A 26,947-nucleotide genomic window follows, 5' to 3' on the forward strand; every position below is an offset into this window, starting at 1 on the left:
GAGGACGGCTCCCGCGACGCCACGCCGCGCCACGAACGCACGGTCGCCGGGCAGGTCAGGCGGCCCCCGCTCAGGCCGCCGCCGCCGTCATCCGCCGCAGCCCCGTGTACTGGAGCGCGGTGTAGACCGCCACGATCACTGCGCCGATCAGCAGGAACACCACTCCGGACCCGTTGAGCGGTACGAAGTCGGCGAAGGCGATCACCACGCACCCGACCGCACACACGGCGTTGACCGCGACGACGGTCCTGGCCAGGGCGGGCGGGATCACCGGATAGCCCGCGATCAGGGCGAGGCAGCCCGCTCCGCCGAGCTGGAACACCCCGAACGCGACGGCGAAGGCCACCGGCATTCCGGTCAGCGAGCCGAGCGGCGCGGCGGCCGCGACGAGCACGAGGCCCATCACGGCGGTGCTCACGCTGTCCACGCGCAGCACCAGCCGGAGGAAGCGGGCGGTGTCCGGTGCGGGGGCCGTCGCTGCGGACGGGGCGAGGGTGTACGTCATCGCGGATCTCCTTCGTGCGGCGGGTCGACGCCACCGTGCCACGCGCGGGGGCCGGGACTCCATGACCTCCCAGGTCAAGAACGCCCGGTCGGTGACCCACGGATACGGTGGGATCATGGAGACCCAAGGTCCTTCCCGCATAGGCCCGTTGCTTCGCTCGTGGCGCCGCCGCCGCAAGCTCAGCCAGCTCGACCTGGCCCTGCGGGCGGACTCCTCCACCCGCCATCTCTCCTGCGTGGAGACGGGCCGCGCCCGGCCGAGCCGCGAGCTGGTGCTCCGGCTCGCCGAGCACCTCGACATCCCGCTGCGGGACCGCAACGGCCTGCTGCTGGCCGCCGGTTACGCCCCCGCCTACCGGGAGTCGCCGCTCGACAGCGACCGGATGGCCATGGCCCGCTCGGCGATCCGGGCGATGCTGGCCGGACACGAGCCCTACCCGGCCGCCGCGATCGACCGGATCTGGAACATCGTCGACCGCAACGACGCGATGTCCCTGCTCCTCGGCACCGTGCCGCCGCATCTGACGGAGTCGGGCGGCAACGTGATGCGGCTGATCCTGCACCCGGACGGGCTCGCCTCCCAGTGCCTGAACTTCGCCCAGGTCCGCGCCCACGCGCTGGGCCGGCTGCGGCACCAGGCGGACACCACCGGCCACCACGACCTGCGGGAGCTGTACGAAGAGGTCTCCGCCTACCCGGCCCCGGCGGACCTGGACGCCGACCCCGGCCCGGTGGACCCGACCGGCATCGTCGTCCCGTTGCGCATCCGTACGCCGCTCGGCGACATGGCGTTCTTCAGCACGATCGCCACCTTCGGGGCCCCCGCCGACGTGACCCTGTCGGAACTCGCGGTGGAGTCGTTCTTCCCGATGGACGAGCAGACCGACACCCTGCTGCGCACCCTGGCCGCGCTGGGCGGCGGGGCGCGGTAGCCGGGTCGGCCGGGCCGCTGGTCAGGAGGGGCGCGGCCCCGGACCGGAGCCCGACCCTCCGTGGGGGTGGGCCCGGAAGTCCCGCCCCGCGCTCCGCGACTGCTGGGCCCTCAGCCGGGCGGCCTGCTCGATCAGCAGCCCGTCCGCGTTCTCGGTGGCCCCGCGACGCCCGCGCCGGACCAGCACCACCACACACCACGCACACACCGCGCCGATGCCTGCCAGCAGTGCGACGAACGTCCCCATGGATCCCCGTTTCCCCGTGCCACGCCGGTCCGTTCCCCGTGCCTCGCCGGTCCGGTCAGCTTCATCCTCCGTGTTCCGCGTACCGCCGACAAGATCGCCTCCGGTTGACTTGATACCCCTGGGGGGTATCGTGGGTGGTGAGTGGTCGCGTTCCGGCGGCCTCGACGAGGGAGTGGTGGGTCATGCAGATCGGTCTCAAGATCACGGCTTTCGCCGCAGGGCTCGCGGCGGCTTTCGGGTCGGCGTACGCGGTCGGCGGCGCGCTGGATCCCGTGGCCCCGCCGAAGGAGCCGTCCCACCAGGAGAGCGGGGAGAGCCACGGTGAGAGGGAGCGCCCGGTGGCCGAGAAGGGTGCGGGGGAGGCGGCCGACCTTCCCGGCGGCCTCCAGGTCTCGCAGGGAGGGTTCACCCTCGACCTCGACACGCCGCGCATCGAGGCGGGTGAGCCCGCCGAGCTCCGCTTCGCCGTCGTCGACGAGGACACCTCCCGCAACGTGACCGCGTTCCGTCGTGAGCACGGCAAGGAGCTGCACCTGATCGTGGCGTCGAGCGACCTCACCACCTACCGGCACCTGCACCCCGCGCGGGCCGCCGACGGCACCTGGTCCACCCCTGTCGAGCTGCCCGAGGCCGGCGGCTACCGGGTCTTCGCCGACTTCACCCCCGACGAGAAGAACGCCGAGGGCGTCACCCTGGGCGCCGACCTCGCCGTCTCCGGCGACGCGCGCCCCGGGCCGTTGCCGAAGGCCGAGCGGACGGTGACCGTCGACGGGTACGAGGTCACGCTCGACGGGGCGCTGCGCCCCGGGGCGGGCAGTGAACTGAAGCTGGAGGTCGAGAAGGACGGCAAGCCGGTCACCGACCTCCAGCCCTACCTCGGTGCGTACGGCCACCTCGTCGCGCTGCGCGCCGGAGACCTGGCGTACCTCCACGTCCACCCGAACGGCGAACCGGGCGACGGCAGTACGGAGTCCGGGCCCGAGGTCTCCTTCACCGCGACGGCCCCGAGCAAGGGGGCCTACCGGCTCTTCCTCGACTTCCGGCACGAGGGGAAGGTCCGTACAGCCGCCTTCACCGTGTACGCCGGGGGTGCGGCCGCCGAGAAGCCCGCGCCGCGGGACGGGGAGTCCACCGATCACGGCCACTGAGTGCCGTCCGCTCCGCCCTTTGCGTCGCCACTCCTGCCGGAGCGGCGGTATCGAGGGGAGCGTCCGCGGCCGGTGGTGAGAGGGGGGGCGCGTTTGAGCCACTCACCCGTCTGGCTTAGGCTTGCCTAACCTTCATTGCTCGGTCAACCTGAGGACCCTCCATGCTCGGCTTCACCCGCGTGCGCCGCCACACTCTCGCCGCCACGGCCACCACCGTCGCTCTCGCCGTCGCCCTGGTCGGCTGCTCCTCGGACGGCGACGGCGACACGAAGGACGGGGCGAAGGACTCGGCCAAGAGCGGCAGCGCCTTCCCCGTCTCGATCAAGAGCTCGCTCGGCACCGCGAAGATCGAGGAGAAGCCCGAACGTATCGTCACCCTCGGCCAGGGTTCGGCCGAGACCGCGATAGCCCTCGGTCAGACGCCGGTCGGCATCGAGAGCTACCCGTGGGGCAGCGACAAGTCCGGCTACCTGCCGTGGATCAACGAAGCCGTCAAGAAGTCCGGCGACAAGCTCCCGAAGCAGTTCACCGGCGGCGAGGAGATCGACTTCGAGGCGATCACCGAGCTGGAGCCGGACGTCATCCTCGCCCCCTGGTCGGGCATCACGCAGAAGCAGTACGACGTCCTCAAGGACATCGCCCCCACGGTCGCCTACCCGGACCAGGCGTGGAGCACCGACTGGGACCAGCAGATCGACATCATCGGCAAGGCGCTCGGCCGCACCGAGGACACGAACGGTCTCAAGGCGAAGATCGAGAAGCAGCTCGCCGACGCCGCGGCCACCCGGCCGAACTACAAGGACGTCACCTTCTCGTACATCTACAACTCCGGCCCCGGCACCCTCGGCGTCTTCAAGCCCGAGGAGCAGCGCGTCAAGATGGTCTCCTCGCTCGGCCTGAAGGTCGACCCGGTCGTCAACGGCTTCAAGGAGACCCCCGGCACCGACTCGGCCCTCATCGGCCTGGAGAACGCCGAGAAGCTCAAGGACAGCGACGTGATCTTCACGTTCTACACGGACGCGAAGAACCGCAAGGAGATCGAGGGCCAGAAGCTGTACGGCGAGATCCCCGCGATCAAGAAGGGCGCCGTCGTCGCGAGCAACGACAACTCCTTCGTCACCGCCTCCTCGATCATCAACCCGCTGACCGTGCCGTGGACGATCGAGCGCTACCTGCCGCTCATCGACGAGGCCGTCAAGACCGCCGGCAAGTAACCCCGGCCGGGTATCCGGACCGCCGAGCCCCCGAGGCACACTCCACTCCCATGGCAACCACCACGGTCGCACCGCCGAGCGGCGCCGGTACCTCGCGTACCGGCGCCGCTCGGTCGGCGTTCCTCCTGCTCCTCGGCCTGGCCGTGCTGGCGCTCGCGCTCTGCGCCAGCGTCATGTTCGGCAGCCGCTCCACGTCGTTCGGCGATGTCCTCGACGTCCTGGGAGGCACCGCCGACCACAATGTCACCACCATCATCGAGAGCCGCTACCCCCGCACCGTCCTCGGCGTCCTCGCCGGGGTCTGCCTCGCGGTCGCGGGCACCCTCATGCAGGGCGTTTCACGCAACCCGCTGGCCGAGCCGGGCCTCCTCGGCATCAACGCCGGCGCCTCCGCGAGCATCGTCGCCGCGACCGCCTGGCTCGGGGCCTCCGGTGCCACCGACACCATGTGGTGGGCGCTGCCCGGAGCGCTGATCGCAGGCGTCCTCGTCCATGTCATCGGCTCCGCCGGTACGGGGACGAGCGTGGTGCGCCTGGTGCTCGCCGGAGCCGTGCTCACCGCCGTCCTCATGGCGTTCATCCAGGCGGTGACCCTCAGCAAACCGCAGGTCTTCGACAGCTACCGCTACTGGGTCGTCGGAGCGCTCGGCGGCCGGGACTTCGACGTCTTCTGGTCCGTCCTGCCGTTCGCCGCCGTCGGCTTCCTGATCGCCCTCGCCCTCGGCCCCGGCCTCAACGCCCTGGCCCTCGGCGACGCGACCGCCGTCGCCCTCGGCTCGCATCCCGGGCGCACGCGGGCCGGCGGACTCATCGCCGCCACCCTGCTCAGCGCCGCCGCGACCGCCGCCGTCGGCCCGATCGCCTTCGTCGGCCTCGCCGTCCCGCACGTCGTACGGGCCCTGGTCGGCGTCGACTTCCGCGCCCAGATCCTCTTCTCCGCCCTGATGGGCCCCACCCTCCTGCTCCTCGCGGACGTGGTGGGCCGGGTCGTCATGCGGCCCACCGAACTCATGGTCGGCGTCGTCACCGCCTTCATCGGCGCACCCGCGCTGCTCATCGCCGTACGCAGGATGCGGGGCACCTCATGACCGTCACCGACCGCACCGCTCCCGTCCGCAAGGTGCCCCGGGGCTATCTGACCGTCGGCAGCACCGTCGCGCTACCCATGCGACGGGCCTCCGTGTTCGCGGGGATCGGGCTCTTCGTGCTCCTCCTCGCGGCCGCCGTGGCCACCCTGGCCTGGGGGCGGCTCGGCATCGACCTCGCCGACCTGCCCGCCGCCCTCGTCGGGGACGCCGAGGGCAAGGACCGGTTCGTCTTCAACCGGCTGCGCGGCCCCCGCCTCACCGTCGCCATCGGCGTCGGCGCGGCGCTCGGCCTGTCCGGCGCGCTGTTCCAGTCCGTCACCCGCAACCCGCTCGGCAGCCCGGACGTCATCGGGCTCTCCGCCGGGGCCGGCGCGGGCGCCGCGTTCTGCGCGCTGATGTTCCCCGACACCGTCCCGGTCCCCGTCGGCGCGCTCATCGGCGCCCTCCTCGCGATGGCCCTCGTGTACGTCTCCACCGGCACCGGCTTCCGCAATCCCGCCCGGCTCGTCATCGCGGGCATCGGGGTCGCCGCGATGGGCGCGGCCCTCACCCAGTACGTCGTCTACGCCCTGGAACGCGACAAGGCCTCCGTCCTCACCGCGTACGTCAACGGCAGCCTGACCGCCCGCTCCTGGACCGACGCCACCACGGTCTGGCTGGTCCTGCTCGCCGCCACCCTGCCGGCCGCTCTCATCTCCCGACGGCTCGAAGTCGGCGAGATGGGCGACGACATCGCCGAAGGGCTCGGCGCCGAGCCGAAGAAGGCCAAGACCTTCGCCGTGCTCCTGGCCATCGCCCTCTCGGCCGCCGCGGTCAGCGTCTCGGGCCCCATCGCCTTCATCGCCCTGACCGCCCCTCAGATCGCCCGGCGCCTCACCCGCGGCTCCGGACCCCACCTGCTGCTCTCCGCCCTCACCGGCGGCCTGCTGCTGGTCCTCGCGGACCTCTGCTCCCAGCAGCTGACCCTCTTCGACGACCTGCCGGTCGGGATCTACACCATGGCGATCGGCGGCGCGTATCTCGGCTATCTGCTGGTACGGGAGTGGCGCAAGGGCGTGCTCTGAGGACCGGACGGCTCGGGGCCGGGCGCGCGGCGGAGCGGGGGAGGACCGGTCCCGCCCGGCTCGCCCGGCCGCCCTGCCCGTCAGATGCCCAGCACCGTGCGAACCGCTGTCGGCCGAGGAGGCCGGAGAGGGCTTCGTCGGACGGGGCGCGCGGTCCTGCGCGTTGCGTCACGAAGGGGGTCAACCTCCGTGGCCGCCCGGCAAATTCCGGCACCCGTCGGCCGACCGGAGCAGTGGCGACTGGTCACGTACAGGTTCGTCGACCATACTGCCCGCCGTGGAGCAGAGCATAGATTCGAACAAGAAGCCCGAGTTCGCCGCAGGCACCGACCCGGCGTTCATCCCCCTGCCCGGACTGGCGGCCCCCGCCGGTACCCGCAAGCCGGAAGCGGAGGCCGGTCCGGAGGCGGAGGGGGTCCGCGACGACGAGGCTGGGCCGACGGCCGCGGAGGGTGAGGCCGACGGGGAACCGGAGGCGGTGGACGAAGCGGCGGCGGTCGACGGCGACAGCGACGGCGATGCGGACGCCGATGCGGATGCCGATGCCGAAGAGGGCCCCGTCTTCGAGGTGAGCGACCGGCGCGGTTCGATCCGGGTGGCCCGGGAAGGTGTCCGGTTCCGTCTGGACGACCAGGAGGCCGAGTTCGGCTGGGACGAGATCGGTGCGGTGGAGACCACTCCGGCCCGCTTCGGCCGCAGGTTCACGGTGACCGTCCACCTGTCGAGCCGCCGCTGGTTCAACGCCGAGGTCGAGGCGGCCAGTCGCAGTGAGCTCAAGGGCTGGCCGGCCGAGCTGGACAAGGCCCTGGACGCCTACTTCGAGGAGTGACGCCCACGTCGGGTCCTGAGCGGTCGCGCGCGGGGCACCCCTCCGGGGTGTCCCGTGGACCGCTCCGTGCCGTCAGGGCTTCCCGCGTCGGCGGCTCCGGACCCGCATGACGACGTAGCCCGCGAGGGCCACGGCGGCCAGCGCCAGGACGACCTGGGACGAGAGGCCGACGTAGGACCCCACGACGTCCCACTGGTCGCCGAGCCAGTATCCGGCCATCACGAGCACGGTGTTCCACACCAGACTGCCCGCCGCCGTCAGCGCGACGAACACCGGCAGCGGCATGCGCTCCACACCCGCGGGCACCGAGATCAGGCTCCGGAACACCGGCACCATCCGGCCCAGCAGCACCGCCTTTGTGCCGTGCCGGGCGAACCACGCCTCCGTCCGTAGCAGGTCGGAGGCCTTCACCAGCGGCAGCTTCGCCCACCAGGCGTGCATCCGCTCCCGGCCGAACAAGGCGCCGACGCCGTACAGGACCACCGCGCCCACGACCGAGCCGAGCGTCGTCCAGAACAGCGCCGAGGCGATGCTGAGCACGCCCTGCGAGGCGGCGAACCCGGTCAGCGGCAGAATGACCTCGCTCGGCAGCGGCGGGAACACGTTCTCCAGTGCGATGGCCGCACCCGCGCCGGGGCCGCCGAACGTCTCGACCAGGCCGGCGGCCCAGCCGGCGAGGCCCCCCTGGGGCTCCGGGGCCGCAGACAGTCGGCGGGCCGCCGCGGACAGGGTCAGGTGCATGCCTCCATGGTCGTGCGGCCCGCGCCTCAGGCCCCGTCGAGCACCACCGAACGGCTCAGGTGGCGCGGCAGATCGGGGTCGAGCCCCCGGGCCGCCGCCCGGGCGAGGGCGAGACGCTGTACGCGTACGAGATCGGCCAAGGGGTCGAGGGAGCCGCTCACCCACTGGGAACCCGTCGCGCGCACCTGCTCCGGCAGGCCCTCGGGTGCCTCGCCGAACATCCAGGTCGTGGTACCCGCGGTGGAGATGCTGATGGGGCCGTGGCGGTACTCCATCGCCGGGTACGACTCCGTCCAGGACAGCGACGCCTCCTTCATCTTCAGCGCCGCCTCGTGGGCCAGGCCGACCGTCCACCCCCGCCCGAGGAACGAGAACTGGGTGCTCCGCAGCAGTTCGCCGGGGAGCGGCTCGGCGAGGGCGGCCTCCGCGTCCGCGACGACGGCGTCGGAGTGCAGCCCGAGGTGGGCCCGCAGCAGGGTGAGGGCGGTCGTGGCGAAACGGGTCTGGACGACGGACCGCTCGTCGGCGAAGTCCAGGACGACGAGATCGTCGGCCGCCGCCCTGACCGGAGTCCGCGGGTCCGCCGTCACGGCCACCGTGGGGGTGGTGCCGCGCAGCCGGTTCAGCAGCTCCAGCACCTCGGTCGTGGTCCCCGACCGGGTCAGCGCGACGACCCGGTCGTAGCCGCGTCCGAAGGGGAACTCGGAGGCGGCGAACGCGTCCGACTCGCCCTGTCCCGAGCCCTCGCGGAGCCCGGCGTAGGCCTGCGCCATGTAGAAGGAGGTGCCGCAGCCGACGACCGCGACGCGCTCGCCCGCGACGGGCAGGCCGGCGGCCTCTGGGCCGCCGGCCAGGGCTGCGGCGCGCCGCCAGCAGGCGGGCTGACTGGCTGTCTCGGTCTCGGCATACGACATGTCTGCACTCCACGGGAACGAGGTGGACCACGGGATGGGGGCTGAGCGGGGCGATCACCCCGCATGTAGAATTTTGCACGTTACATGCAGTTATCGAGCAAAAACAAGCAAGGAGCAGGTGGGTGGAGGGCTCCCGACGGGCCTTGTGCGACGCTTGCGGCGGTCCGGCCCCCGGCGACCGCGTTCCCGCGAAACGCGGTGCCCGCGCCGGACGGTGAGGAGATGCTCTTGTCCAGGGACGCCCGGTGGGACGCGCTGCTGGAACTGGTCGGCAAGCACGGCAGGGTGGACGTCGAGGAGGCGGCGACGGCGCTCGACGTCTCGGCCGCCACCATCCGCCGCGATCTGGACCAGCTGGCCGAACAGCATCTGCTCACCCGCACCAGGGGCGGCGCGGTCGCGCACGGCGTCTCCTACGAACTGGCCCTCCGCTACAAGACGGGCCGCCATGCGCCGGAGAAGCAGGCCATCGGCCGCGCGGTGTCCGGCCTCGTGGCCGTCGGCGAGGTGGTCGGCCTGACCGGCGGGACGACCGTGACCGAGGTGGCCAGGGCGCTGGCCGTGCGCCCGGACATCGTGGGCGAGACGCCGGTGGCGGGCGGCCAGCCGACGCTGACCGTGGTGACCAACGCCCTCAACATCGCGAGCGAGCTGGCGATCCGTCCGCAGATCAAGATGGTCGTGACGGGCGGCGTCGCGAGGCCGCAGTCGTACGAGCTGACGGGCCCGCTCGCGGTCGGCGTGATGAACGAGATCACGCTGGACGTCGCGGTCCTCGGGGTGAACGCCATCGACATCGAGCGCGGCGCGTACGTCCACCACGAGGGCGAGGCCAGCGTCAACCGGCTGCTCGCGGAACGGGCCCAGCGGGTGGTGGTGGCGGCCGACTCCTCGAAGATCGGCAAACGGGCCTTCGCGCGCGTCTGCGACCTGGGCCTCGTCGACGTCCTGGTCACCGACTCCCGCATCGGCGCGGAGGCGAGGGGCCGGTTCGGCGAGGCGGGGGTCCAGGTCATCACGGTCTGACGGTCCGCTGTCCGGCAGTGCGCCGAAGGTCCGGCCGTCATGAACCGGTGTCCGCCGGGTATCGGATGCGACACGGACGCGGACTTCGCCGTGTCGCTGGTACGCCGAACGGGTGAGGGGCGAGAGGATTGCCCGATGAACAGTGAGTGCAGCCGGTGCCCATCCGACCGGCTCGACGACGGGGTGGACCGTTGAGCAGGTACGACAGGTATGACAGATACGACGCCACCGACGAACAGTGGGAGGGGCTCGCCCAGGTCGTACCCCTGCGCGGCCGTGACGAGTGGCCGTCCCGGATCGACCACCGCACCGTGCCCGACGAGCGCGCCGCCGAACAGCGCCGCCTCGTCGTGCTGCGGGTGCAGGTCTTCGCGGACGCGCGGGAGGTCGCCGAGTATCTCGTCGCCCAGGTTCCGGTGCTGCTCGACCTGACGGCGGCGGAAACGGACGTGGCCAAGCGGATTCTCGACTTCAGCAGCGGTGTGGTCTTCGGTCTCGGCAGCGGGATGCACCGCGTCGACCGCAACGTCTTCCTGCTGGCGCCGGTCGGCATGGAGGTCGAGGGAGTCACGCCCGCAGGCCTCGCCCAGTCGTAGGAAGCGGCGGCCGGGCGGCGGGCGGAGTGGCAGCCGGGTGGCGGGCGGGGGCGGCGGCAGCGGTCCGGCCGCCGCCCCCGGCCGCGCCTCGGACGTGCGGCGGGCACTGTCGGTGGGCGGTGATAGACCTGGTGCTGTGACGGACATCGATGTGGCAGAACTCCAGCGCCGGCTGGCCGCGTTCGCGGCGGCGCGGGACTGGGGCCAGTACCACACCCCGAAGAACCTGGCCGCCGCGCTCAGTGTCGAGGCATCCGAACTGCTGGAGATCTTCCAGTGGCTGACGCCCGAACAGTCGGCCGGGGTCATGGAGGACCCCGGATCCGCCCACCGGGTCACCGACGAGGTGGCGGACGTGCTCGCCTATCTCCTGCAGTTCTGCGAGGTGTTGGGTATCGACCCGACGGCGGCACTGGTGGCCAAGTTGGAGCGGAACGAGGAGCGCTTCCCTCTGCCGAGCGCGGCCGAACCCTCCGATCGTCACTCTTCGGAGTGATCGAGATATCCACATTCGACTTCGTGTCCACAGATTTCCGATTTCCTCTGGCCTTACGGTGCTGTCTACCTCACTGTGGGTAATGAATGAGGTGAGCGGGTTTTCGTACGGACGGGGGAGACAGATGGAAGCGGAGCGACTCATCGAGGTGGGTCGGCGGGCTCTGGCCGACAGTCGGGGCGCGCTGGACGTCATGGCGGAGGCCTGGCAGGCGCAGGCGCTCGCCCGGGCGGTCGGCAGTCGGCTGGCGCTGTGCGGGCCGGTGGAATTACGGGGCGAGGCGCGGGCGCTGGGGGAGATCGGCGCCGGCTGCTCGGCGCTGGACCACCCGACGGTGATCTCCGGCGGTGCCAGGGCCGCCCAGTTGTCGGGGATCGGTGAGGTCCGGCCGGCTCTGGCCGGGCTCGCGCTGCTGCTCGGTGAGGCCGGGATCGCGCTGGTCGGGGTGGCCTGCGACACGGGGGAGGACGGGCTCTACTGGCAGTGCATCGAGGCCATGGACGCGGCGGACGAATCACTGGACCGCGTGCACGGGATGCTGAGACGCCTGGCGGAGCGGGAGCGAGAGCGGGAGCGGGATCGCGAGAGGGGGCGCGACGGCCCGTACGGCATACGCGGCCCCGCCCCGTCGGCGGCGGGGTCCTGAGCGGAGGCCGAGCGGAGGCTGAGCGGAGACAACGGGCCGCCGAGGGGGAGGCGCGGCGCGGTCGACGGCCCTGGGGAGGCAGGATGGAGACATGGATCTTCGCATCTTCACCGAGCCCCAGCAGGGGGCCGACTACGACACCTTGCTCACCGTCGCCAAGGCCACGGAGGACCTGGGCTTCGACGCCTTCTACCGCTCCGACCACTATCTCCGGATGGGCTCCGGCGACGGTCTGCCCGGACCGACGGACGCCTGGATCACCCTGGCCGGACTGGCGCGCGAGACCCGGCGGATCCGGCTCGGCACGCTGATGACCGCCGGCACGTTCCGGCTTCCGGGGGTCCTGGCCATCCAGGTGGCCCAGGTCGACCAGATGTCCGGCGGCCGGATCGAACTGGGCCTGGGCGCAGGATGGTTCGAGCAGGAGCACAAGGCCTACGGCATCCCGTTCCCCAAGGAGAAGTTCGGCCGTCTGGAGGAGCAGCTCGCGATCGTCACCGGGCTGTGGGCGACGGAGGTCGGCAAGACCTTCAGCTACGACGGGACCTACTACCAGCTGACCGACTCGCCCGCGCTCCCCAAGCCCGCCCAGGCCAAGGTGCCCGTGCTGATCGGCGGCCACGGAGCGACGCGCACCCCGCGCCTCGCCGCGCAGTACGCGGACGAGTTCAACATCCCGTTCGCCTCGCTGGAGGACAGCGAGAAGCAGTTCGGCCGGGTCCGGGCCGCCGCGCAGGCGCACGGGCGCTCTCCGGACGACCTCGTCTACTCCAACGCGCTGATCGTCTGCACGGGCAAGGACGACGCCGAGGTCGCCCGGCGTGCGGCGGCGATCGGCCGGGACGTGGAGGAGCTCAAGGCGAACGGCCTCGCGGGGTCGCCCGCCGAAGTGGTCGACAAGATCGGCCGCTACGGGGCGATCGGTTCGCAGAGGATCTACCTCCAGATCCTCGACCTGGACGACCTGGACCATCTGGAACTGATCTCCTCGCAGATCCAGTCCCAGCTGACCTGACCTGACCTGACCTGACCCGAACCGAGGAGGCAGAGGTGGCCGCGAGCAACGGCGGTACGCTCGCCGACGCGCTGGACGCCGGGCCCGTCCTGCTGGACGGCGGGCTCTCCAACCAACTGGAGGCGCAGGGCTGTGATCTGTCCGACGTGCTGTGGTCGGCCCGGTTGCTGGCCGACGCGCCGGAACAGATCGAGGCCGCTCACCTCGCCTATCTCCGGGCCGGGGCACGGGTGCTCATCACGGCGAGCTATCAGGCCACGTTCGAAGGGTTCGGGAGGTACGGGCTCGACCGGGCCGGGACCGAGGCCCTGTTCGCCCGCAGTGTGAAGCTGGCCCGGCGCGCCGCCGACGCGGCGCGCCGGGCCGGGCCCGGGCGGGAGACCTGGGTCGCCGCGTCGGTCGGACCGTACGGGGCGATGCTCGCGGACGGCAGTGAGTACCGGGGGCGTTACGGGCTGAGCGTCGGTGAGCTGGAGCGGTTCCACCGCCCCCGGGTTGCGGCGCTCGCCGCGGCAGGTCCCGATGTTCTCGCGCTGGAGACGGTGCCGGATCTGGACGAGGCGGAGGCCCTGGTCCGGGTGGCCGAGGAGACCGGACTGCCGTACTGGATCTCGTACAGCGTGGCGGGCGGCCGGACCAGGGCCGGCCAGCCGCTGGAGGAGGCGTTCGCGGTGGCGGCCGGGCGGGAGTCCGTCCTCGCGGTCGGGGTCAACTGCTGCGACCCGGACGAGGCCCGGGCGGCGGTCGAGCTGGCGGTGGCGGTCACGGGCAGGCCCGCCGTGGTCTATCCGAACAGCGGCGAGGGCTGGGACGCCGGGGCGCGGGGCTGGACCGGGCGCTCCACCTTCACCCCGGACAGGGTGCGGGCCTGGACGCGGGCCGGCGCCCGGCTCGTCGGGGGCTGCTGCCGGGTGGGGCCTGACCTCATAGCGGGGCTGGCCGGGCGGCTGGTGGAGTCGGGGGAGGCGGAAGAGCCGGAGAACCCGGCGAACCCGGCGAGCCCGGAGAAGCTGGAGGGAGCGGAGAACCCGGAGAGCCCGGAGGGAGCGGAGACGTAGGGCAAGCGGGGCGAAAATGCCTGGTGGGGACAGGGGGTGAGGATCATACTCGGACACGTGTTCCTGACCATCGGTACGACCGGCACCCAAGAGCGTCCCGCCACTGATCTGGGCTTCCTGCTGCACAAGCATCCCGACAGGGCGCAGGCGTTCTCCACCTCGCACGGCTCCGCGCACGTCTTCTACCCCGAGGCGTCCGCGGAGCGCTGCACGGCCGCACTCCTGCTGGAGGTGGATCCGGTGGCGCTCGTGCGACGCGGCAAGGGCAAGGGCCGGGGAGGCGCGCCCGACGCGGCGCTCGCGCAGTACGTCAACGACCGCCCCTACGCGGCGTCCTCGTTGCTGTCGGTGGCCCTCGCCGCCGTCTTCAAGTCCGCGCTCGGCGGGGTCTGCCGGGCCATGCCCGAGCGGGCCGAGAGCCCGCTGCCGCTGCGGATCGAGGTGCCCGCCCTGCCCGCCCGGGGCGGCGTCGAGCTGGTGCACAAGCTGTTCGACCCGCTCGGCTGGGAGCGGGTCGAGGCCACGGCCGTACCGCTGGACGAGCAGTTCCCCGCCTGGGGCGACTCGCGCTACGTACGGCTGGTGCTGGAGGGCGAGTTGCGGCTGGCCGACGCGCTGCGGCAGCTCTACATCCTGCTGCCGGTGCTCGACGACGCCAAGCACTACTGGGTCGCGCCCGACGAGGTGGACAAGCTGCTGCGGGCCGGGGAGGGCTGGCTGGCCGACCACCCGGAGCGGCCGCTGATCACCCGGCGCTATCTTTTCCACCGCTGGGGGCTCACCCGCCAGGCCGACCAGGCCCTGGAGCTGGTCCGGCTCGCCGAGTCGGACGACCTCGACGTGGACAGCGTCGACAACGCCGTGGACGAGAGCACCGACACCGAGGAGAGGCCGGTCCCGCTCGCCGAGCACCGGCGGACCGCGATCCTCGACGCGTTGCGCGCCGCCGGGGCGAGCCGCGTGCTCGACCTCGGCTGCGGCCAGGGCCAGTTGGTGCAGGCACTCCTCAAGGACGTGCGCTTCACCGAGATCGTGGGCGTCGACGTCTCGATGCGTGCCCTCACCATCGCCTCGCGGCGGCTCAAGCTGGACCGGATGGGGGAGCGCCAGGCCGGCCGGGTGACCCTGCGACAGGGCTCGCTGACCTACACCGACAAGCGGCTGGCCGGGTATGACGCCGCCGTGCTCAGCGAGGTGATCGAGCACCTGGATCTGCCCCGGCTGCCCGCCCTGGAGTACGCGGTGTTCGGCGCCGCACGCCCCGGGACGGTGCTCGTGACCACGCCGAACGTCGAGTACAACGTCCGCTGGGAGACCCTCCCGGCCGGGCACGCCCGGCACGGGGACCACCGCTTCGAGTGGACCCGGGCCGAATTCCGGGACTGGGCCGGGCAGGTAGCCGAGCGGCACGGATACACCGTCCGGTACGTGCCGGTCGGGCCGGACGACCCCGAGGTGGGGCCGCCGACCCAGATGGCCGTGTTCACCCGCGTCACCGAGCAGACCGAGCAGAAGAAGGAGGCGGAAGCCGCATGAACAGCGACCACAGCACCACCGAAGCGGAGACCGCCGAGTCCGCCAAGTCCGCCGAGTCCGAGATTGCCGAGTCCGCCGAGACCGGCGCGGAGACCGCCGCCCCGAGCCCCGTGCGTACCCTGCCGGTGACCGATCTCTCCCTCGTCGTTCTCATCGGCGCCAGCGGATCGGGCAAGTCCACCTTCGCCCGCAAGCACTTCAAGCCGACCGAGATCGTCTCCTCGGACGTCTGCCGGGGCCTGGTCGCCGACGACGAGAACGACCAGAGCGCCAGCCGCGACGCCTTCGACGTTCTGCACTACATCGCGGGCAAGCGCCTGGAGGCCGGGCGGCTCACCGTCGTCGACGCCACCAGCGTCCAGTCCGAGAGCCGCAAGCAGCTCGTCCAGCTGGCCAGGAAGTACGACGTCCTGCCCATCGCCATCGTCCTCGACCTCCCCGAGGAGCTCTGCGCCGCCCGCAACGCGGCCCGCCCGGACCGTGCCTCCATGCCCCGCCACGTCATCCAGCGGCACCGCCGCGAGCTGCGGCGCTCGCTGCGAGGCCTGGAGCGCGAGGGCTTCCGCAAGGTGCACATCCTGCGCACCGAGGCGGAGGCCGAGACCGCCGAAGTGGTCCTGGAGCGCCGGTACAACGACCTGCGCCACCTCACCGGCCCGTTCGACATCATCGGCGACATCCACGGTTGCAGCTCCGAGCTGGAGACCCTGCTCGGCAAGCTCGGTTACGTGGACGGCGCCCACCCCGAGGGGCGCACCGCCGTGTTCGTCGGCGACCTCGTCGACCGGGGCCCCGACAGCCCCGGCGTGCTGCGCCGCGTGATGTCCATGGTGGCGTCGGGCAACGCCCTCTGCGTCCCCGGCAACCACGAGAACAAGCTCGGCCGGTATCTCGCGGGCCGCAAGGTCCAGCTCACCCACGGGCTCGCCGAGACCGTCGAACAGCTGGAGCGCGAGGACGCCGAGCACCCCGAGTTCCGGGGCCAGGTGCGGGAGTTCATCGACTCCCTCGTCAGCCACTACGTCCTGGACGAGGGCAAGCTGGTGGTCTGTCACGCCGGGCTGCCGGAGAAGTACCACGGCCGCACCTCCGGCCGGGTCCGCTCGCACGCGCTGTACGGGGACACCACCGGCGAGACCGACGAGTTCGGCCTGCCCGTGCGCTACCCATGGGCCGAGGAGTACCGGGGCCGCGCCACCGTGGTCTACGGCCACACCCCCGTCCCCACCACGTCCTGGATCAACAACACCATCTGCCTGGACACCGGCGCCGTCTTCGGCGGGAAGATGACCGCGCTGCGCTGGCCGGAGCGCGAACTCGTCGACGTACCCGCCGAGAAGGTCTGGTACGAGCCGGTCAAGCCGCTGGTGACCGAGGCGCCCGGAGGGCGGGAGGGCCGGCCGCTGGACATCGCCGACGTCCAGGGCCGCCGGATCGTCGAGACCCGGTACATGGGGCGTGTCGCCGTGCGCGAGGAGAACGCCGCCGCCGCGCTCGAAGTCATGAGCCGGTTCGCCGTCGACCCGCAGCTCCTCGCCTACCTGCCGCCCACCATGGCCCCCACCGCCACCTCCCGTGAGGACGGCTTCCTGGAGCACCCGGCCGAGGCGTTCGCGCAGTACGCGGCGGACGGCGTCGAGCGGGTCGTGTGCGAGGAGAAGCACATGGGCTCCCGGGCCGTGGTCCTGGTCTGCAAGGACGCGGAGGCGGCGGCCGCGCGGTTCGGCACGGCGGGCCCCACCGGCGCGCTGTACACCCGCACCGGCCGCCCCTTCCTGGACGACCCGACGATGACCGAGGAGGTCCTGGCACGGCTCCGCAGCGCCGTCACCGCCGCCGGGCTCTGGGCGGAGTGGGACACCGACTGGGTGCTCCTGGACGCCGAGCTGATGCCGTGGTCGCTGAAGGCGGGCGGCCTGCTGCGCTCGCAGTACGCCGCCGTCGGCGCCGCGGCCGGGGCGGTCTTCCCGCCGGCCGTCGCCGCCCTGGAGCGGGCGGCCGCCCGGGGCGTCGAGGTGGCGGGCCTCGCCGGACACCAGCGGGCCCGTGCGCAGGACGCCGCCGCGTTCACCGACGCGTACCGGCGCTACTGCTGGCCCACCGACGGACTGGAGGGCGTGCGCCTGGCCCCCTTCCAGATCCTCGCCGTCCAGGGCCGCTCCCTGGCCGCCGTTCCGCACGACGAGCAGCTCGCCCGGCTCGACCGGCTCGTGGAGCACGACCCGACCGGGCTGCTCCAGGTCACCCGCCGGCTCGTCGTCGACACCGGCGACGAGGCCTCCGTCCGCGCGGGTGTGGACTGGTGGCTGGAGATGACCGGCCGCGGCGGCGAGGGCATGGTCGTCAAGCCGCTCGGCGCCCTCGTCCGGGACGCCAAGGGCCGCCTCGTCCAGCCCGGCATCAAGGTGCGGGGCCGGGAGTATCTCCGCATCATCTACGGCCCCGAGTACACCCGCCCGGAGAACCTGGAGCGCTTGCGCTCCCGGTTCCTCGGCCACAAGCGCTCGCTCGCGCTGCGGGAGTACGCACTGGGTCTGGAGGCCCTGGACCGGCTGGCGGAGGGCGAACCGCTGTGGCGGATCCACGAAGCGGTGTTCGCCGTCCTGGCGCTGGAGTCGGAGCCGGTCGACCCCCGGCTCTGAGCCCGGGGCCGGACACCCCTGGATCCAACGGATAGGCGATTCGCGGGGTGAACGGTGCTCCGCGCGGTGAGGATGAGGGCATGGGATTCCATGTCGACTCCGAAGCCGGGCGGCTGCGCCGCGTCATACTCCACCGCCCCGATCTGGAGCTGAAGCGGCTCACCCCCAGGAACAAGGACGCGCTCCTGTTCGACGATGTCCTGTGGGTGCGCCGCGCCCGGGAGGAGCACGACGGGTTCGCCGACGTCCTGCGTGACCGGGGGGTCGCCGTGCACCTCTTCGGCGATCTGCTGCGCGAGTCCCTCGACATCCCGGTCGCGCGGCGCCTCGTGCTCGACCGGGTCTTCGACGAGAAGGAGTACGGCCCGCTCGCCACCGAGCATCTGCGGGCCGCCTTCGAGCAGCTGTCCGCGGCGGAGCTGGCGGAGGCCCTGGTCGGCGGCATGACCAAACGGGAGTTCCTGGAGCGGCACAGCGAGCCGACCTCCGTCCGCTTCCATGTGATGGACCTGGACGACTTCCTCCTCGGCCCGCTGCCCAACCACCTCTTCACCCGGGACACCTCCGCCTGGATCTACGACGGGGTTTCCATCAACGCCATGCGCTGGCCCGCCCGGCAGCGCGAGACCGTCCACTTCGAGGCCATCTACCGCCACCACCCCCTTTTCACCGGCCCGGAGGCAGGCGTCTTCCATCACTGGTCGGAGGGGCAGGACGACTACCCCTCCACCATCGAGGGCGGCGACGTCCTGGTCATCGGGCAGGGGGCGGTCCTGATCGGCATGAGCGAGCGCACCACCCCGCAGGCGGTCGAGATGCTGGCCCGCGGTCTCTTCGACGCCGGCTCGGCGCGCACGATCGTGGCGCTGGACATGCCGAAGGCCCGCGCGTTCATGCACCTGGACACGGTGATGACGATGGTCGACGGCGACACGTTCACCCAGTACGCCGGTCTGGGCATGCTCCGCTCGTACACCATCGAGCCCGGCAGCGGCCCCCGCGAACTGAAGGTCACCGACCATCCTCCGGAGCACATGCACCGGGCCATCGCCGCCGCCCTCGGCCTCGACGAGATCCGGGTGCTCACCGCCACCCAGGACGTGCACGCCGCCGAGCGCGAGCAGTGGGACGACGGCTGCAACGTGCTCGCGGTCGAGCCCGGTGTCGTCGTCGCGTACGAGCGCAACGCCACCACCAACACCTATCTGCGCAAGCAGGGCATCGAGGTGATCGAGATCCGGGGCAGCGAGCTCGGCCGGGGGCGCGGCGGGCCGCGCTGTATGAGCTGCCCGGTGGAGCGGGACCCCGTGGCGTGAGCGGTCGGCGGAAGGGGGCTGTATAGAGATGCGAGACGTCGTATACACTTCCAGTCCTGCTGTGCGCAGCGCGTCGATCCCCGCCGGACCCAGGAGCAGTCATCATGGCCATAGACCTCACCGGCCGCCACTTCCTCAAGGAGCTGGACTTCACCTCCGAGGAGTTTCTCGGCCTGGTCGCGCTGGCCGCCGAGCTCAAGGCGGCCAAGAAGGCCGGGGTCGAGGTCCAGCGGTTGCGCGGGAAGAACATCGCGCTGATCTTCGAGAAGACCTCGACCCGTACGCGCTGCGCGTTCGAGGTCGCCGCCGCCGACCAAGGCGCCTTCACCACCTACCTCGACCCGGCGGGCTCCCAGATGGGCCACAAGGAGTCCGTGAAGGACACCGCCCGGGTGCTGGGCCGGATGTTCGACGGGATCGAGTACCGGGGCGACAGCCAGCAAGCCGTCGAGGAGCTGGCCGCGCACGGCGGCGTGCCCGTCTTCAACGGGCTCACCGACGACTGGCACCCCACCCAGATGCTCGCCGACGTCCTCACCATGACCGAGTGCCGCGAGGGGCCCCTCACGGGGACGGCCTTCGCCTACCTCGGCGACGCCCGCTTCAACATGGGCAACTCCTACCTGATCACCGGCGCCCTGCTCGGCCTGGACGTCCGGATCGTCGCCCCCGAGGCGTACTGGCCGAACGAGGCGGTCGTGGCGCAGGCCCGGAAGATCGCCGAGATCAGCGGCGCGACCATCACCCTCACCGGTGACGTGGTCCAGGGCGTCTCGGGCGCCGACTTCGTCGCCACCGATGTCTGGGTCTCCATGGGGGAGCCCAAGGAGGTCTGGGCCGAGCGCATCGCCGCCCTCGGGCCCTACGCCGTGACGATGGACGTCCTGCGGGCCACCGGCAACCCGGACGTGAAGTTCCTGCACTGCCTGCCGGCCTTCCACGACCTCGGCACCCGGATCGGCCGGGACATCCACGCCCGGTACGGACTGACCGAGCTGGAGGTCAGCGACGAGGTCTTCGAGTCGGAGCACTCCGTCGTCTTCGACCAGGCGGAGAACCGGATGCACACGATCAAGGCCGTGCTGGTGGCGACGCTCGCCGGGAAGTAGCCCCGCGCGAGAGCCATACGCATACGGGGTAAGGGGTTCGCATGCTCATGCGCCCGATTGGGTGAACATGCGTGCCGGTGGCTACGATGTCGGCTCTTGGCGGGGTTCGGACCCGGGGGAGACCCCTCGCAGGGCCCGAGCCCCTTACCTGTGCCGCCACACCCGGGGCACGGGCCTCCCCCCACTGCACCACCAGAGATGAGAACGTCCCGCATGAGCACCGGTCTGCCGCGATCCGGCACCCCGAAGCCCTCCGGCCCCCACCCGTCGGGCCTGCGCCGCAAGAGCCCCGAGCAGCTCATCGCCGAATCCGGCGGCGACCTGGAGGGCCACGGCCTCAAGCGCACGATGGGGCTCTTCCAGCTCGTCTGCTTCGGGGTCGGCGCGATCGTCGGCACCGGCATCTTCGTCGGGCTCTCCGACAGCGTCGCCGAGGCCGGCCCCGCCGTCGTGATCTCGTTCGTCCTCGCGGCGATCACCTGCATCTTCACCGCCCTGTCCTTCGCGGAGCTGGGCAGCGCCATCCCGGTCTCCGGAAGCTCCTACTCCTTCGCGTACGCCGCCCTCGGCGAGCGCACCGCCTTCCTCGTCGGCTGGTGCCTGTTGCTGGAGTACGGCGTCTCGGTCTCCGCCGTCGCGGTCGGCTGGAGCCAGTACGTCAACGAGCTGCTGAACAGCCTGTTCGGCTGGGAACTGCCCGCCGCCCTGTCCTCCGGGCCCGGCGACGGCGGTGTGGTCAACCTGCCCGCCGTCGTCGTGATCGCCATGGCCGCCACCCTGCTGGTGCGCGGCGTCCGCGAGAGCGCCACGGCCACCGCCGCCATGGCGGTTCTCAAGATCGGCATCCTGGTCGCGTTCTGCGCGGTGGCGTTCAGCGCGTTCCAGGACGACAACCTCATGCCGTTCGCCACCCACGGGCTCGGCGGGATCACCGCGGGCGCGTCGCTCGCGTTCTTCTCCTACATCGGCTTCGACGCCATCACCACCGCGGGCGAAGAGGTCAAGAACCCCCGCCGCAACATCCCCGTAGCCATCCTGATCTGCATCGGCGTCGTCACCCTGCTCTACTGCGCCGTGGCGCTCTCCGCCATCGGCGCGATCGGCTCGGACGACGTGGCGAACAAGAGCGCCGCTCTCTCGATCGCCGTCAACGAGGTCACCGGCTCCTCGGTGGGCGGCGGCATCATCGCCTTCGGCGCGGTCGTCGCCATCGCCTCGGTGGTGCTGGCCGTGATGTACGGGCAGACCCGCATCCTGATGTCGATGTCCCGCGACGGGCTCATTCCGCGTGTCTTCGAACGGGTCTCGCCCACGACCCACACCCCGGTCGCCAACACCTGGATCGTCGCCTGCGTCTTCGCGGTCCCTGCCGCCTTCGTCTCGCTCGACGTCGTCGTGAACCTGACGACCATCGGCACGCTGGCCACGATGGTCGCCGTCAACGTCGCGGTGGTGGTGCTCCGTCGCCGCAACCCCGAGCTGAAGCGAACCTTCCGGGTCCCGCTCTACCCGGTCAGCCCGCTGCTGGGCGTCGCGTTCTGCCTGTATCTGATGTACGGGACCGGCTGGACGACCTGGGTCCAGTTCGCGGTCTTCCTGGCCGCCGGCTCGCTTCTGTACGCCGGCTACGGCCGCAAGCGCTCCCGGCTGGTCAGCTCCCCGGTGACGGACCCGGCTGCGCCGGTATCGCCGGAAGCGTGAACCAGACGGCCTTGCCCTGCTCCGTGGTGCGGTGACCGCACGCGGAGCTGAGGGTCCGGATCAGCAACAGGCCGCGGCCGTGCTCCTGCCAGGGGTCGACCTCGAAGCCCGGCTGCGGCCGGGAGAGGTCGCCCGGCGGAGCGGGGTCGCGGTCGTGCACCTCGACCTGGCAGCCGGTCGGCAGCAGCTCCACGACCAGCTCGATGGGCTCGCCGCCCAGGGTGTGCTCGACCGCGTTGGCCACCAGTTCGGCGGTCAGGAGTTCGGCGGTGTCACTGTCGGCCGGGGCGTCGATGTCCGACAGCGCCGTACGGATCAGGGCCCGGGCGATCGGCACGGCCGCGGTGGAGTGCGGCAGGGCGATGCGCCAGGAAGCGGGAACGGGGACATCGGGCGGCACGGCAGGGTTTCCGTTCGGGAGCGGGTCTTCCTGAAGCGGGAGGTCTCGGCCCTCGCGTACGCGTCTTCTCGGGTTCACGTCGTACTCGTGACGAGACTTCCTGGTTTCAACCTTACGAACCGTTCCGGCCCAGCCATAGGGGCGGTCGGCCGGAGCAAAGGGGACTTTCGCCACAACAGTCTCATGGATGCGGTATTGCGACCTCGTGACGGCAGTCACGCATGAGTGATAACTTCGGAGGCGGAACGCGACCCGCGCACGGCCGGCACCAGCCCGATCGCTGAAGGGGACCCCTCCATGAGCCCGTTTCCCAGCTCGGCCCCGAGCACCGAGGAATGGCGTCATCTCCGGCTGACCCGGGACGACGGTGTGGCAACCGTCACATTCTCCCGACCCGAAAAACTCAACGCGCTCACCTTCGGCGCCTACGCCGATCTGCGCGACCTCCTCGCCGAGCTCTCCCGGGAACGCTCCGTCCGCGCCCTGGTCCTCGCCGGGGAGGGGCGCGGCTTCTGCTCCGGCGGCGACGTCGACGAGATCATCGGCGCCACCCTGGCCATGGACACCGCGCAGCTACTCGACTTCAACCGGATGACCGGACAGGTCGTCCGGGCCCTGCGGGAGTGCCCCTTCCCCGTCGTCGCCGCCGTCCACGGGGTCGCGGCGGGGGCCGGAGCCGTCCTGGCCCTCGCCGCCGACTTCCGCGTCGCCGACCCCTCGGCCCGCTTCGCCTTCCTCTTCACCCGGGTCGGCCTCTCCGGCGGCGACATGGGCGCGGCCTACCTGCTGCCCCGGGTCGTCGGCCTCGGCCACGCCACCCGGCTCCTGATGCTCGGCGACGCCGTCCGCGCCCCCGAGGCGGAGCGGATCGGCCTGATCAGCGAGCTGGCCGAGGAGGGGAAGGCCGACGAACGCGCCGCCGAGCTGGCCCGCCGCCTCGCGGACGGCCCCGCTCTCGCGCTCGCCCAGACCAAGGCCCTGCTCACCGCCGAGCTGGACATGCCGCTCGCCGCCTCCGTCGAGCTGGACGCCAACACCCAGGCCCTCCTGATGCACGGCGAGGACTACGCCGAGTTCCACGCCGCCTTCACCGAGAAGCGGGCCCCGAAGTGGCAGGGGCGGTAGCCGTGGCGCGCGGCACCGGTCCCGTACGGCGCATCGCGGTCATCGGCGGCGGCCCAGGCGGGCTCTACGCCGCGTCCCTGCTCAAGCAGCTCGACCCGGAGCGCGAGGTCACCGTCTTCGAGCGCAACGCCCCCGACGACACCTTCGGCTTCGGCGTCGTCCTCTCCGACGAGACCCTCGGCGGCATCGAACACGCCGACCCCGAGGTCTACCGCGCCCTCAGTGGTGAGTTCGTCCGCTGGGACACCATCGACATCGTCCACCGCGGCCGCACCCACACCTCCGGCGGACACGGCTTCGCCGCCCTCGGCCGCCGCCGGCTCCTGGAGATCCTCCACGAGCGCTGCGCCGGCCTCGGCGTCGACCTCCGTTTCCGCACCCCGGCCCCGCCCGCCGCCGAGCTCGCCGCCCACCACGACCTGGTCATCGCCGCCGACGGGGTGCACAGCGCCACCCGTGCCGCGCACGCCGACGCTTTCGGGCCGGACATCACCGAACACCGCAACCGCTATATCTGGCTCGCCGCCGACTTCGCGCTCGACGCCTTCCGCTTCGAGATCGCCGAAACGCCTTACGGCGTCATGCAGTTGCACGGCTACCCGTACGCTACCGACGCCTCCACCGTCATCGTCGAGATGCGCGAGGAGGTGTGGCGCGCCGCCGGACTCGACACCTGCGACCCGTCCGAATCCACCACCCGCTGCGCCAAGTTCTTCACCGAGGCCCTCGACGGCCGCCCCCTTCGCTCCAACCGGTCCTCCTGGCTCGCCTTCCGTACGGTCACCAACTCCCGCTGGTCCCAGGGCAACACCGTGCTCATCGGCGACGCGGCCCACACCGCCCACTTCTCCATCGGCTCCGGCACCAAACTCGCCGTCGAGGACGCCCTGGCCCTGGTCGCCTGCATCGAGGAGCAACCCGACCTGCCGTCCGCGTTGACGGCCTACGAGGCCGAGCGCCGCCCGGTCGTCGCCTCGACCCAGCGCGCGGCCGCCGCCAGTCTGCGCTGGTTCGAGGAGCTGACCCACTACGTCGATCAGCCGCCCCGGCGCTTCGCGTTCAACCTGCTCACCCGCAGCCGCCGGGTCACCCATGACAACCTCCGGCTGCGTGACGCCTCGTTCACCGTCGCCGTCGAGGAGGAGTTCGGCTGCCCGCCCGGCACCCCGCCGATGTTCACCCCCTTCCGGCTGCGCGGCCTGGAACTGCGCAACCGGGTCGTCGTCTCACCCATGGACATGTACTCCGCCACCGACGGGCTCCCCGGCGACTTCCACCTCGTCCACCTCGGGGCCCGCGCGCTCGGCGGCGCCGGACTCACCATGACCGAAATGGTCTGCGTCAGCGCCGAAGGCCGCATCACCCCCGGCTGCACGGGTCTGTGGAACGACGAACAGACCCTGGCCTGGCGGCGGATCACCGACTTCGTCCACAGCTCCGCCCCCGGGGCCGCCATCGGCGTCCAGCTCGGCCACTCCGGCCGCAAGGGCTCCACCAAGCTCATGTGGGAGGGCATCGACGAGCCCCTGGACAGTGGCAACTGGCCCCTGGCAGCCGCCTCCCCGCTGCCGTACACCCCCGGTGTCAGCCAGGTCCCGGCCGAGCTGGACCGGGCCGGACTGGATGCCGTGCGCGAGCAGTTCGTCGAGGCCGCCCGGCGTGCCGCCGCATCCGGTTTCGACGTCCTCGAACTGCACTGCGCCCACGGCTATCTGCTCTCCGGCTTCCTCTCCCCGCTCACCAACCACCGCACCGACGCCTACGGCGGCTCCCTGGAAGGGCGCCTCCGCTTCCCCCTCGACGTCTTCGACGCCGTGCGTGAAGTCTGGCCGGAGGAAAGGCCGATGACCGTCAGGATCTCCGCCACCGACTGGGCCGAGGGCGGCACCGACGCCGAGGACGCCGTCACGATCGCCCGCGCCTTCGCCGAGCACGGGGCCGATGCCATCGACGTCTCCACCGGCCAGGTCGTGCCCGAGGAGCGCCCCGAGTTCGGCCGCTCCTACCAGACCCCGTACGCCGACCGGATCCGCAACACCGTGGACGTCCCCGTCATCGCGGTCGGCGCGATCTCCTCCTGGGACGACGTCAACTCCCTGCTCCTGGCGGGCCGCGCCGACCTCTGTGCCCTGGCCCGCCCCCACCTGTACGACCCGCACTGGACCCTGCACGCGGCGGCCGAACAGGGCTACACGGGACCGGGCGCACCCTGGCCCCTCCCGTACGGTGCGGGCAGCCGCACCCCGCCCACCGGCCGCACCGACGGGCCCAAGCCCCGGCTCACGCTGGGGTGACCAGGCACGTGTGGCAGCGGCACGGTGTGGGGTGGGGCGCGCCGTGGTGGCTCTCGCGGTACCCGGCGGCGAGCCGCTCCAGCAGTCCGGCCAGCGCCTCGGCCTCCTCCCGGGTCTGCGGTCGGACCCCGACCGCCTCGGCGCGGCGCAGCACGGCCGGCGCGTACGCCAACTGCGCCCGGAAGGTGTGCAGATGACGTGAGCCCGTGTCGACGGTGATCCACCGGCCGGTGCGGGCCCGCCCGACGGTGGTCACCTGCTCGTGCCCCATGCCGGGGTAGGTGTCGACGACGTACACCTTCGCCCCGCCCCGGTACGACTTCGTCCCCGGCCGCAACTCCTGCCCGGCGTCCCCGTACCGTCGCCACCGCACCACGTTCGCCGCGACGAGCCACATCGGCTCGGGTGTCACGGACTCCGCCGTCACATGTCCCTCCTCAACTGCACCCGGTCCGCCACCCGCTCGTAACCGATGCGCAGATACACCCCGTTGCTCGTCGGGTCGGCGAGGTCGGTGAAGAGCAGGACCTCCGCCGCGCCCTCCGCCAGGGCGGCCCGCGAGGCCTCGGCCGCCACGGCGGCCCCGTACCCCCGGCCGCGGAACCCCGGCGGGGTGTACACCAACGTCACCCGCACCGTGCCCGCCAGTATCCGGGTGCGCCCCGCCAGGGCCACCGGCGTACCGCCGCTCTCCCAGAGGGTGAGCGACCCGCGTTCCGTGCCCTCGTCGACCAGCCACTCCGCTGAGGACTTGGACTGCCCGGTCGCGTCGGCGAACCCCTGTACCCACGCCACCAGCAGCGCCCGGTCCGCCCGCGTCGCCACTCTGGACCGGCCCTCCGGCGCGGGAGACGGCGCCCGCAGCGTGCCCAGCCGGTACAGCCGCTGCGCCTGCTCGGTCCGGTAGCCCGGCAGCCGGACGGCCAGCAGCGCCGCGGTGTCCGGTTCCGCGTTGACGCCGTCGAGGTCGGGACCCGCCCCCAGGAGCTCCACCAGCGGCCCCACCGCCTTGGGGGGCACGGCGTTCAGCAGCGCCGCGTGAGGTGGGGTGCGCACGAAAGTCCCCGCCACCACCCCGTCCGCCCCACGCCACCAGCCGAGGAGCGGATCGTCGTCCCCGTAGTGATGGGCACCGGAACGTCTCAGCCGCTCGGTGACCGTCAGCGCCACCGTGTGCTCGACGGGCCGCGCGGCGAGCGACGGGCCGGCCGAGGCGAGGAACACGTCGACGTCGGGGGTGAAGGTCCAGGTCATGCCTCATCGTGCCAAGGCCGGGAGGCCGGGGCACCTGGATTTCCCCTTCGTAC

The 26,947-nt window shown here is 72.0% G+C and carries 26 protein-coding genes; 19 read left to right on the plus strand and 7 right to left on the minus strand.

Annotation, left to right across the window (positions count from 1 at the left end; all coding sequences use genetic code 11):
• Positions 1–70: 70 nt before the first annotated feature.
• Positions 71–505: a hypothetical protein gene (locus tag CCZ36_RS28055; protein ID WP_128818816.1), complete on the minus strand. Its 435-nt coding sequence runs from the start codon at positions 503–505 to the stop codon at positions 71–73.
• 115 nt (positions 506–620) lie between these two features.
• Here CCZ36_RS28055 and CCZ36_RS28060 point away from each other — a divergent pair, with 115 nt between their 5' ends.
• Positions 621–1,436, plus strand: coding sequence for a helix-turn-helix domain-containing protein (locus CCZ36_RS28060; protein WP_176735217.1), 816 nt, complete (start codon positions 621–623; stop codon positions 1,434–1,436).
• A gap of 21 nt (positions 1,437–1,457) precedes the next feature.
• Here the strand turns inward: CCZ36_RS28060 and CCZ36_RS28065 are convergent, their stop codons facing one another.
• Positions 1,458–1,682, minus strand: a complete 225-nt coding sequence (locus CCZ36_RS28065; RefSeq protein WP_069736882.1) for a hypothetical protein — start codon at positions 1,680–1,682, stop codon at positions 1,458–1,460.
• Between the two features lie 182 nt (positions 1,683–1,864).
• On the opposite strand from CCZ36_RS28065, the gene CCZ36_RS28070 reads away from it, so the two are divergent.
• From CCZ36_RS28070 to CCZ36_RS28090, 5 genes are all read left to right on the plus strand, one after another.
• Complete coding sequence (locus CCZ36_RS28070; protein WP_128818817.1) at positions 1,865–2,830, plus strand: hypothetical protein; 966 nt, start codon at positions 1,865–1,867, stop codon at positions 2,828–2,830.
• Between the two features lie 161 nt (positions 2,831–2,991).
• Positions 2,992–4,044 carry an iron-siderophore ABC transporter substrate-binding protein gene (locus CCZ36_RS28075; protein WP_069736884.1) on the plus strand — a complete coding sequence of 351 codons (1,053 nt, stop codon included), beginning with the start codon at positions 2,992–2,994 and terminating at the stop codon, positions 4,042–4,044.
• 50 nt (positions 4,045–4,094) lie between these two features.
• Positions 4,095–5,132: a FecCD family ABC transporter permease gene (locus CCZ36_RS28080; RefSeq protein ID WP_128818818.1), complete on the plus strand. Its 1,038-nt coding sequence runs from the start codon at positions 4,095–4,097 to the stop codon at positions 5,130–5,132.
• A complete protein-coding gene (locus tag CCZ36_RS28085; protein WP_128818819.1) occupies positions 5,129–6,196 on the plus strand; it encodes a FecCD family ABC transporter permease in 1,068 nt (355 codons plus the stop codon). Before CCZ36_RS28080 ends, CCZ36_RS28085 begins: the two co-directional genes overlap by 4 nt.
• Before the next feature lie 277 nt (positions 6,197–6,473).
• The gene (locus CCZ36_RS28090) at positions 6,474–7,025 is read left to right on the plus strand and encodes a hypothetical protein (RefSeq protein ID WP_128818820.1); all 552 of its coding nucleotides are present in this window, start codon (positions 6,474–6,476) and stop codon (positions 7,023–7,025) included.
• Between the two features lie 72 nt (positions 7,026–7,097).
• On the opposite strand, the gene CCZ36_RS28095 is transcribed toward CCZ36_RS28090, so the two are convergent.
• On the minus strand, positions 7,098–7,766 hold the full coding sequence (locus tag CCZ36_RS28095; RefSeq protein WP_128818821.1) for a DedA family protein: 669 nt from the start codon (positions 7,764–7,766) through the stop codon (positions 7,098–7,100).
• 26 nt (positions 7,767–7,792) lie between these two features.
• Entirely contained in the window at positions 7,793–8,680 is an 888-nt protein-coding gene (locus tag CCZ36_RS28100; RefSeq protein ID WP_128818822.1) for an SIS domain-containing protein, read from the minus strand.
• A 228-nt stretch (positions 8,681–8,908) separates the two neighbouring features.
• Between CCZ36_RS28100 and CCZ36_RS28105 the strand changes: the two genes are divergently transcribed.
• The 11 genes from CCZ36_RS28105 to CCZ36_RS28155 all read left to right on the plus strand — a co-directional run bounded on the left by CCZ36_RS28105 (position 8,909) and on the right by CCZ36_RS28155 (position 21,821).
• On the plus strand, positions 8,909–9,706 hold the full coding sequence (locus CCZ36_RS28105) for a DeoR/GlpR family DNA-binding transcription regulator (protein ID WP_069736932.1): 798 nt from the start codon (positions 8,909–8,911) through the stop codon (positions 9,704–9,706).
• Positions 9,707–9,897: 191 nt separating this feature from the next.
• Positions 9,898–10,302 (plus strand): cell division protein SepF, encoded by a 405-nt coding sequence (locus tag CCZ36_RS28110; protein ID WP_006128240.1) that lies wholly within the window; start codon positions 9,898–9,900, stop codon positions 10,300–10,302.
• Positions 10,303–10,438: 136 nt separating this feature from the next.
• A complete protein-coding gene (locus tag CCZ36_RS28115) occupies positions 10,439–10,798 on the plus strand; it encodes a nucleotide pyrophosphohydrolase (RefSeq protein ID WP_069736890.1) in 360 nt (119 codons plus the stop codon).
• A 124-nt stretch (positions 10,799–10,922) separates the two neighbouring features.
• On the plus strand, positions 10,923–11,444 hold the full coding sequence (locus tag CCZ36_RS28120; protein WP_128818823.1) for a DUF6099 family protein: 522 nt from the start codon (positions 10,923–10,925) through the stop codon (positions 11,442–11,444).
• 91 nt (positions 11,445–11,535) lie between these two features.
• On the plus strand, positions 11,536–12,459 hold the full coding sequence (locus tag CCZ36_RS28125; protein ID WP_069741351.1) for an LLM class F420-dependent oxidoreductase: 924 nt from the start codon (positions 11,536–11,538) through the stop codon (positions 12,457–12,459).
• Between the two features lie 35 nt (positions 12,460–12,494).
• Complete coding sequence (gene mmuM, locus CCZ36_RS28130; protein ID WP_237302753.1) at positions 12,495–13,517, plus strand: homocysteine S-methyltransferase; 1,023 nt, start codon at positions 12,495–12,497, stop codon at positions 13,515–13,517.
• 57 nt (positions 13,518–13,574) lie between these two features.
• Positions 13,575–15,053: a 3' terminal RNA ribose 2'-O-methyltransferase Hen1 gene (locus tag CCZ36_RS28135; RefSeq protein ID WP_128818824.1), complete on the plus strand. Its 1,479-nt coding sequence runs from the start codon at positions 13,575–13,577 to the stop codon at positions 15,051–15,053.
• The gene (locus CCZ36_RS28140; protein WP_237302754.1) at positions 15,050–17,695 is read left to right on the plus strand and encodes a polynucleotide kinase-phosphatase; all 2,646 of its coding nucleotides are present in this window, start codon (positions 15,050–15,052) and stop codon (positions 17,693–17,695) included. The genes CCZ36_RS28135 and CCZ36_RS28140 overlap by 4 nt, the downstream gene beginning before the upstream one ends.
• A gap of 80 nt (positions 17,696–17,775) precedes the next feature.
• On the plus strand, positions 17,776–19,011 hold the full coding sequence (locus tag CCZ36_RS28145; RefSeq protein WP_069736894.1) for an arginine deiminase: 1,236 nt from the start codon (positions 17,776–17,778) through the stop codon (positions 19,009–19,011).
• A 104-nt stretch (positions 19,012–19,115) separates the two neighbouring features.
• The gene (gene argF / locus CCZ36_RS28150) at positions 19,116–20,120 is read left to right on the plus strand and encodes an ornithine carbamoyltransferase (protein WP_128818825.1); all 1,005 of its coding nucleotides are present in this window, start codon (positions 19,116–19,118) and stop codon (positions 20,118–20,120) included.
• A gap of 213 nt (positions 20,121–20,333) precedes the next feature.
• A complete protein-coding gene (locus tag CCZ36_RS28155; RefSeq protein WP_069741354.1) occupies positions 20,334–21,821 on the plus strand; it encodes an amino acid permease in 1,488 nt (495 codons plus the stop codon).
• On the opposite strand, the gene CCZ36_RS28160 is transcribed toward CCZ36_RS28155, so the two are convergent.
• Entirely contained in the window at positions 21,772–22,221 is a 450-nt protein-coding gene (locus CCZ36_RS28160; protein WP_069736897.1) for an ATP-binding protein, read from the minus strand. The genes CCZ36_RS28155 and CCZ36_RS28160 overlap by 50 nt on opposite strands.
• A 297-nt stretch (positions 22,222–22,518) precedes the next feature.
• On the opposite strand from CCZ36_RS28160, the gene CCZ36_RS28165 reads away from it, so the two are divergent.
• Entirely contained in the window at positions 22,519–23,346 is an 828-nt protein-coding gene (locus CCZ36_RS28165; protein WP_069741355.1) for an enoyl-CoA hydratase family protein, read from the plus strand.
• Between the two features lie 2 nt (positions 23,347–23,348).
• Positions 23,349–25,640 carry a bifunctional salicylyl-CoA 5-hydroxylase/oxidoreductase gene (locus CCZ36_RS28170; protein WP_237302755.1) on the plus strand — a complete coding sequence of 764 codons (2,292 nt, stop codon included), beginning with the start codon at positions 23,349–23,351 and terminating at the stop codon, positions 25,638–25,640.
• Here CCZ36_RS28170 and CCZ36_RS28175 read toward each other — a convergent pair.
• Entirely contained in the window at positions 25,627–26,067 is a 441-nt protein-coding gene (locus CCZ36_RS28175) for a hypothetical protein (protein WP_079149520.1), read from the minus strand. The genes CCZ36_RS28170 and CCZ36_RS28175 overlap by 14 nt on opposite strands.
• Positions 26,064–26,894, minus strand: coding sequence for a GNAT family N-acetyltransferase (locus CCZ36_RS28180; protein WP_069736900.1), 831 nt, complete (start codon positions 26,892–26,894; stop codon positions 26,064–26,066). The genes CCZ36_RS28175 and CCZ36_RS28180 overlap by 4 nt, the downstream gene beginning before the upstream one ends.
• Positions 26,895–26,947: the final 53 nt, after the last annotated feature.

The sequence above is a fragment of the Streptomyces sp. S063 genome (genome assembly GCF_002832675.1).
Classification (GTDB): Bacteria; Actinomycetota; Actinomycetes; order Streptomycetales; family Streptomycetaceae; genus Streptomyces; species Streptomyces sindenensis.

Excerpts from the sequence above, each read along its gene's own strand:
- CCZ36_RS28055 (WP_128818816.1), bottom strand. The coding sequence starts at position 505 with ATGACGTACACCCTCGCCCCGTCCGCAGCGACGGCCCCCGCACCGGAC.
- CCZ36_RS28060 (WP_176735217.1), top strand. The coding sequence starts at position 621 with ATGGAGACCCAAGGTCCTTCCCGCATAGGCCCGTTGCTTCGCTCGTGG.
- CCZ36_RS28065 (WP_069736882.1), bottom strand. The coding sequence starts at position 1,682 with ATGGGGACGTTCGTCGCACTGCTGGCAGGCATCGGCGCGGTGTGTGCG.
- CCZ36_RS28070 (WP_128818817.1), top strand. The coding sequence starts at position 1,865 with ATGCAGATCGGTCTCAAGATCACGGCTTTCGCCGCAGGGCTCGCGGCG.
- CCZ36_RS28075 (WP_069736884.1), top strand. The coding sequence starts at position 2,992 with ATGCTCGGCTTCACCCGCGTGCGCCGCCACACTCTCGCCGCCACGGCC.
- CCZ36_RS28080 (WP_128818818.1), top strand. The coding sequence starts at position 4,095 with ATGGCAACCACCACGGTCGCACCGCCGAGCGGCGCCGGTACCTCGCGT.
- CCZ36_RS28085 (WP_128818819.1), top strand. The coding sequence starts at position 5,129 with ATGACCGTCACCGACCGCACCGCTCCCGTCCGCAAGGTGCCCCGGGGC.
- CCZ36_RS28095 (WP_128818821.1), bottom strand. The coding sequence starts at position 7,766 with ATGCACCTGACCCTGTCCGCGGCGGCCCGCCGACTGTCTGCGGCCCCG.
- CCZ36_RS28100 (WP_128818822.1), bottom strand. The coding sequence starts at position 8,680 with ATGTCGTATGCCGAGACCGAGACAGCCAGTCAGCCCGCCTGCTGGCGG.
- CCZ36_RS28120 (WP_128818823.1), top strand. The coding sequence starts at position 10,923 with ATGGAAGCGGAGCGACTCATCGAGGTGGGTCGGCGGGCTCTGGCCGAC.
- CCZ36_RS28125 (WP_069741351.1), top strand. The coding sequence starts at position 11,536 with ATGGATCTTCGCATCTTCACCGAGCCCCAGCAGGGGGCCGACTACGAC.
- CCZ36_RS28140 (WP_237302754.1), top strand. The coding sequence starts at position 15,050 with ATGAACAGCGACCACAGCACCACCGAAGCGGAGACCGCCGAGTCCGCC.
- CCZ36_RS28145 (WP_069736894.1), top strand. The coding sequence starts at position 17,776 with ATGGGATTCCATGTCGACTCCGAAGCCGGGCGGCTGCGCCGCGTCATA.
- argF (WP_128818825.1), top strand. The coding sequence starts at position 19,116 with ATGGCCATAGACCTCACCGGCCGCCACTTCCTCAAGGAGCTGGACTTC.
- CCZ36_RS28155 (WP_069741354.1), top strand. The coding sequence starts at position 20,334 with ATGAGCACCGGTCTGCCGCGATCCGGCACCCCGAAGCCCTCCGGCCCC.
- CCZ36_RS28165 (WP_069741355.1), top strand. The coding sequence starts at position 22,519 with ATGAGCCCGTTTCCCAGCTCGGCCCCGAGCACCGAGGAATGGCGTCAT.
- CCZ36_RS28180 (WP_069736900.1), bottom strand. The coding sequence starts at position 26,894 with ATGACCTGGACCTTCACCCCCGACGTCGACGTGTTCCTCGCCTCGGCC.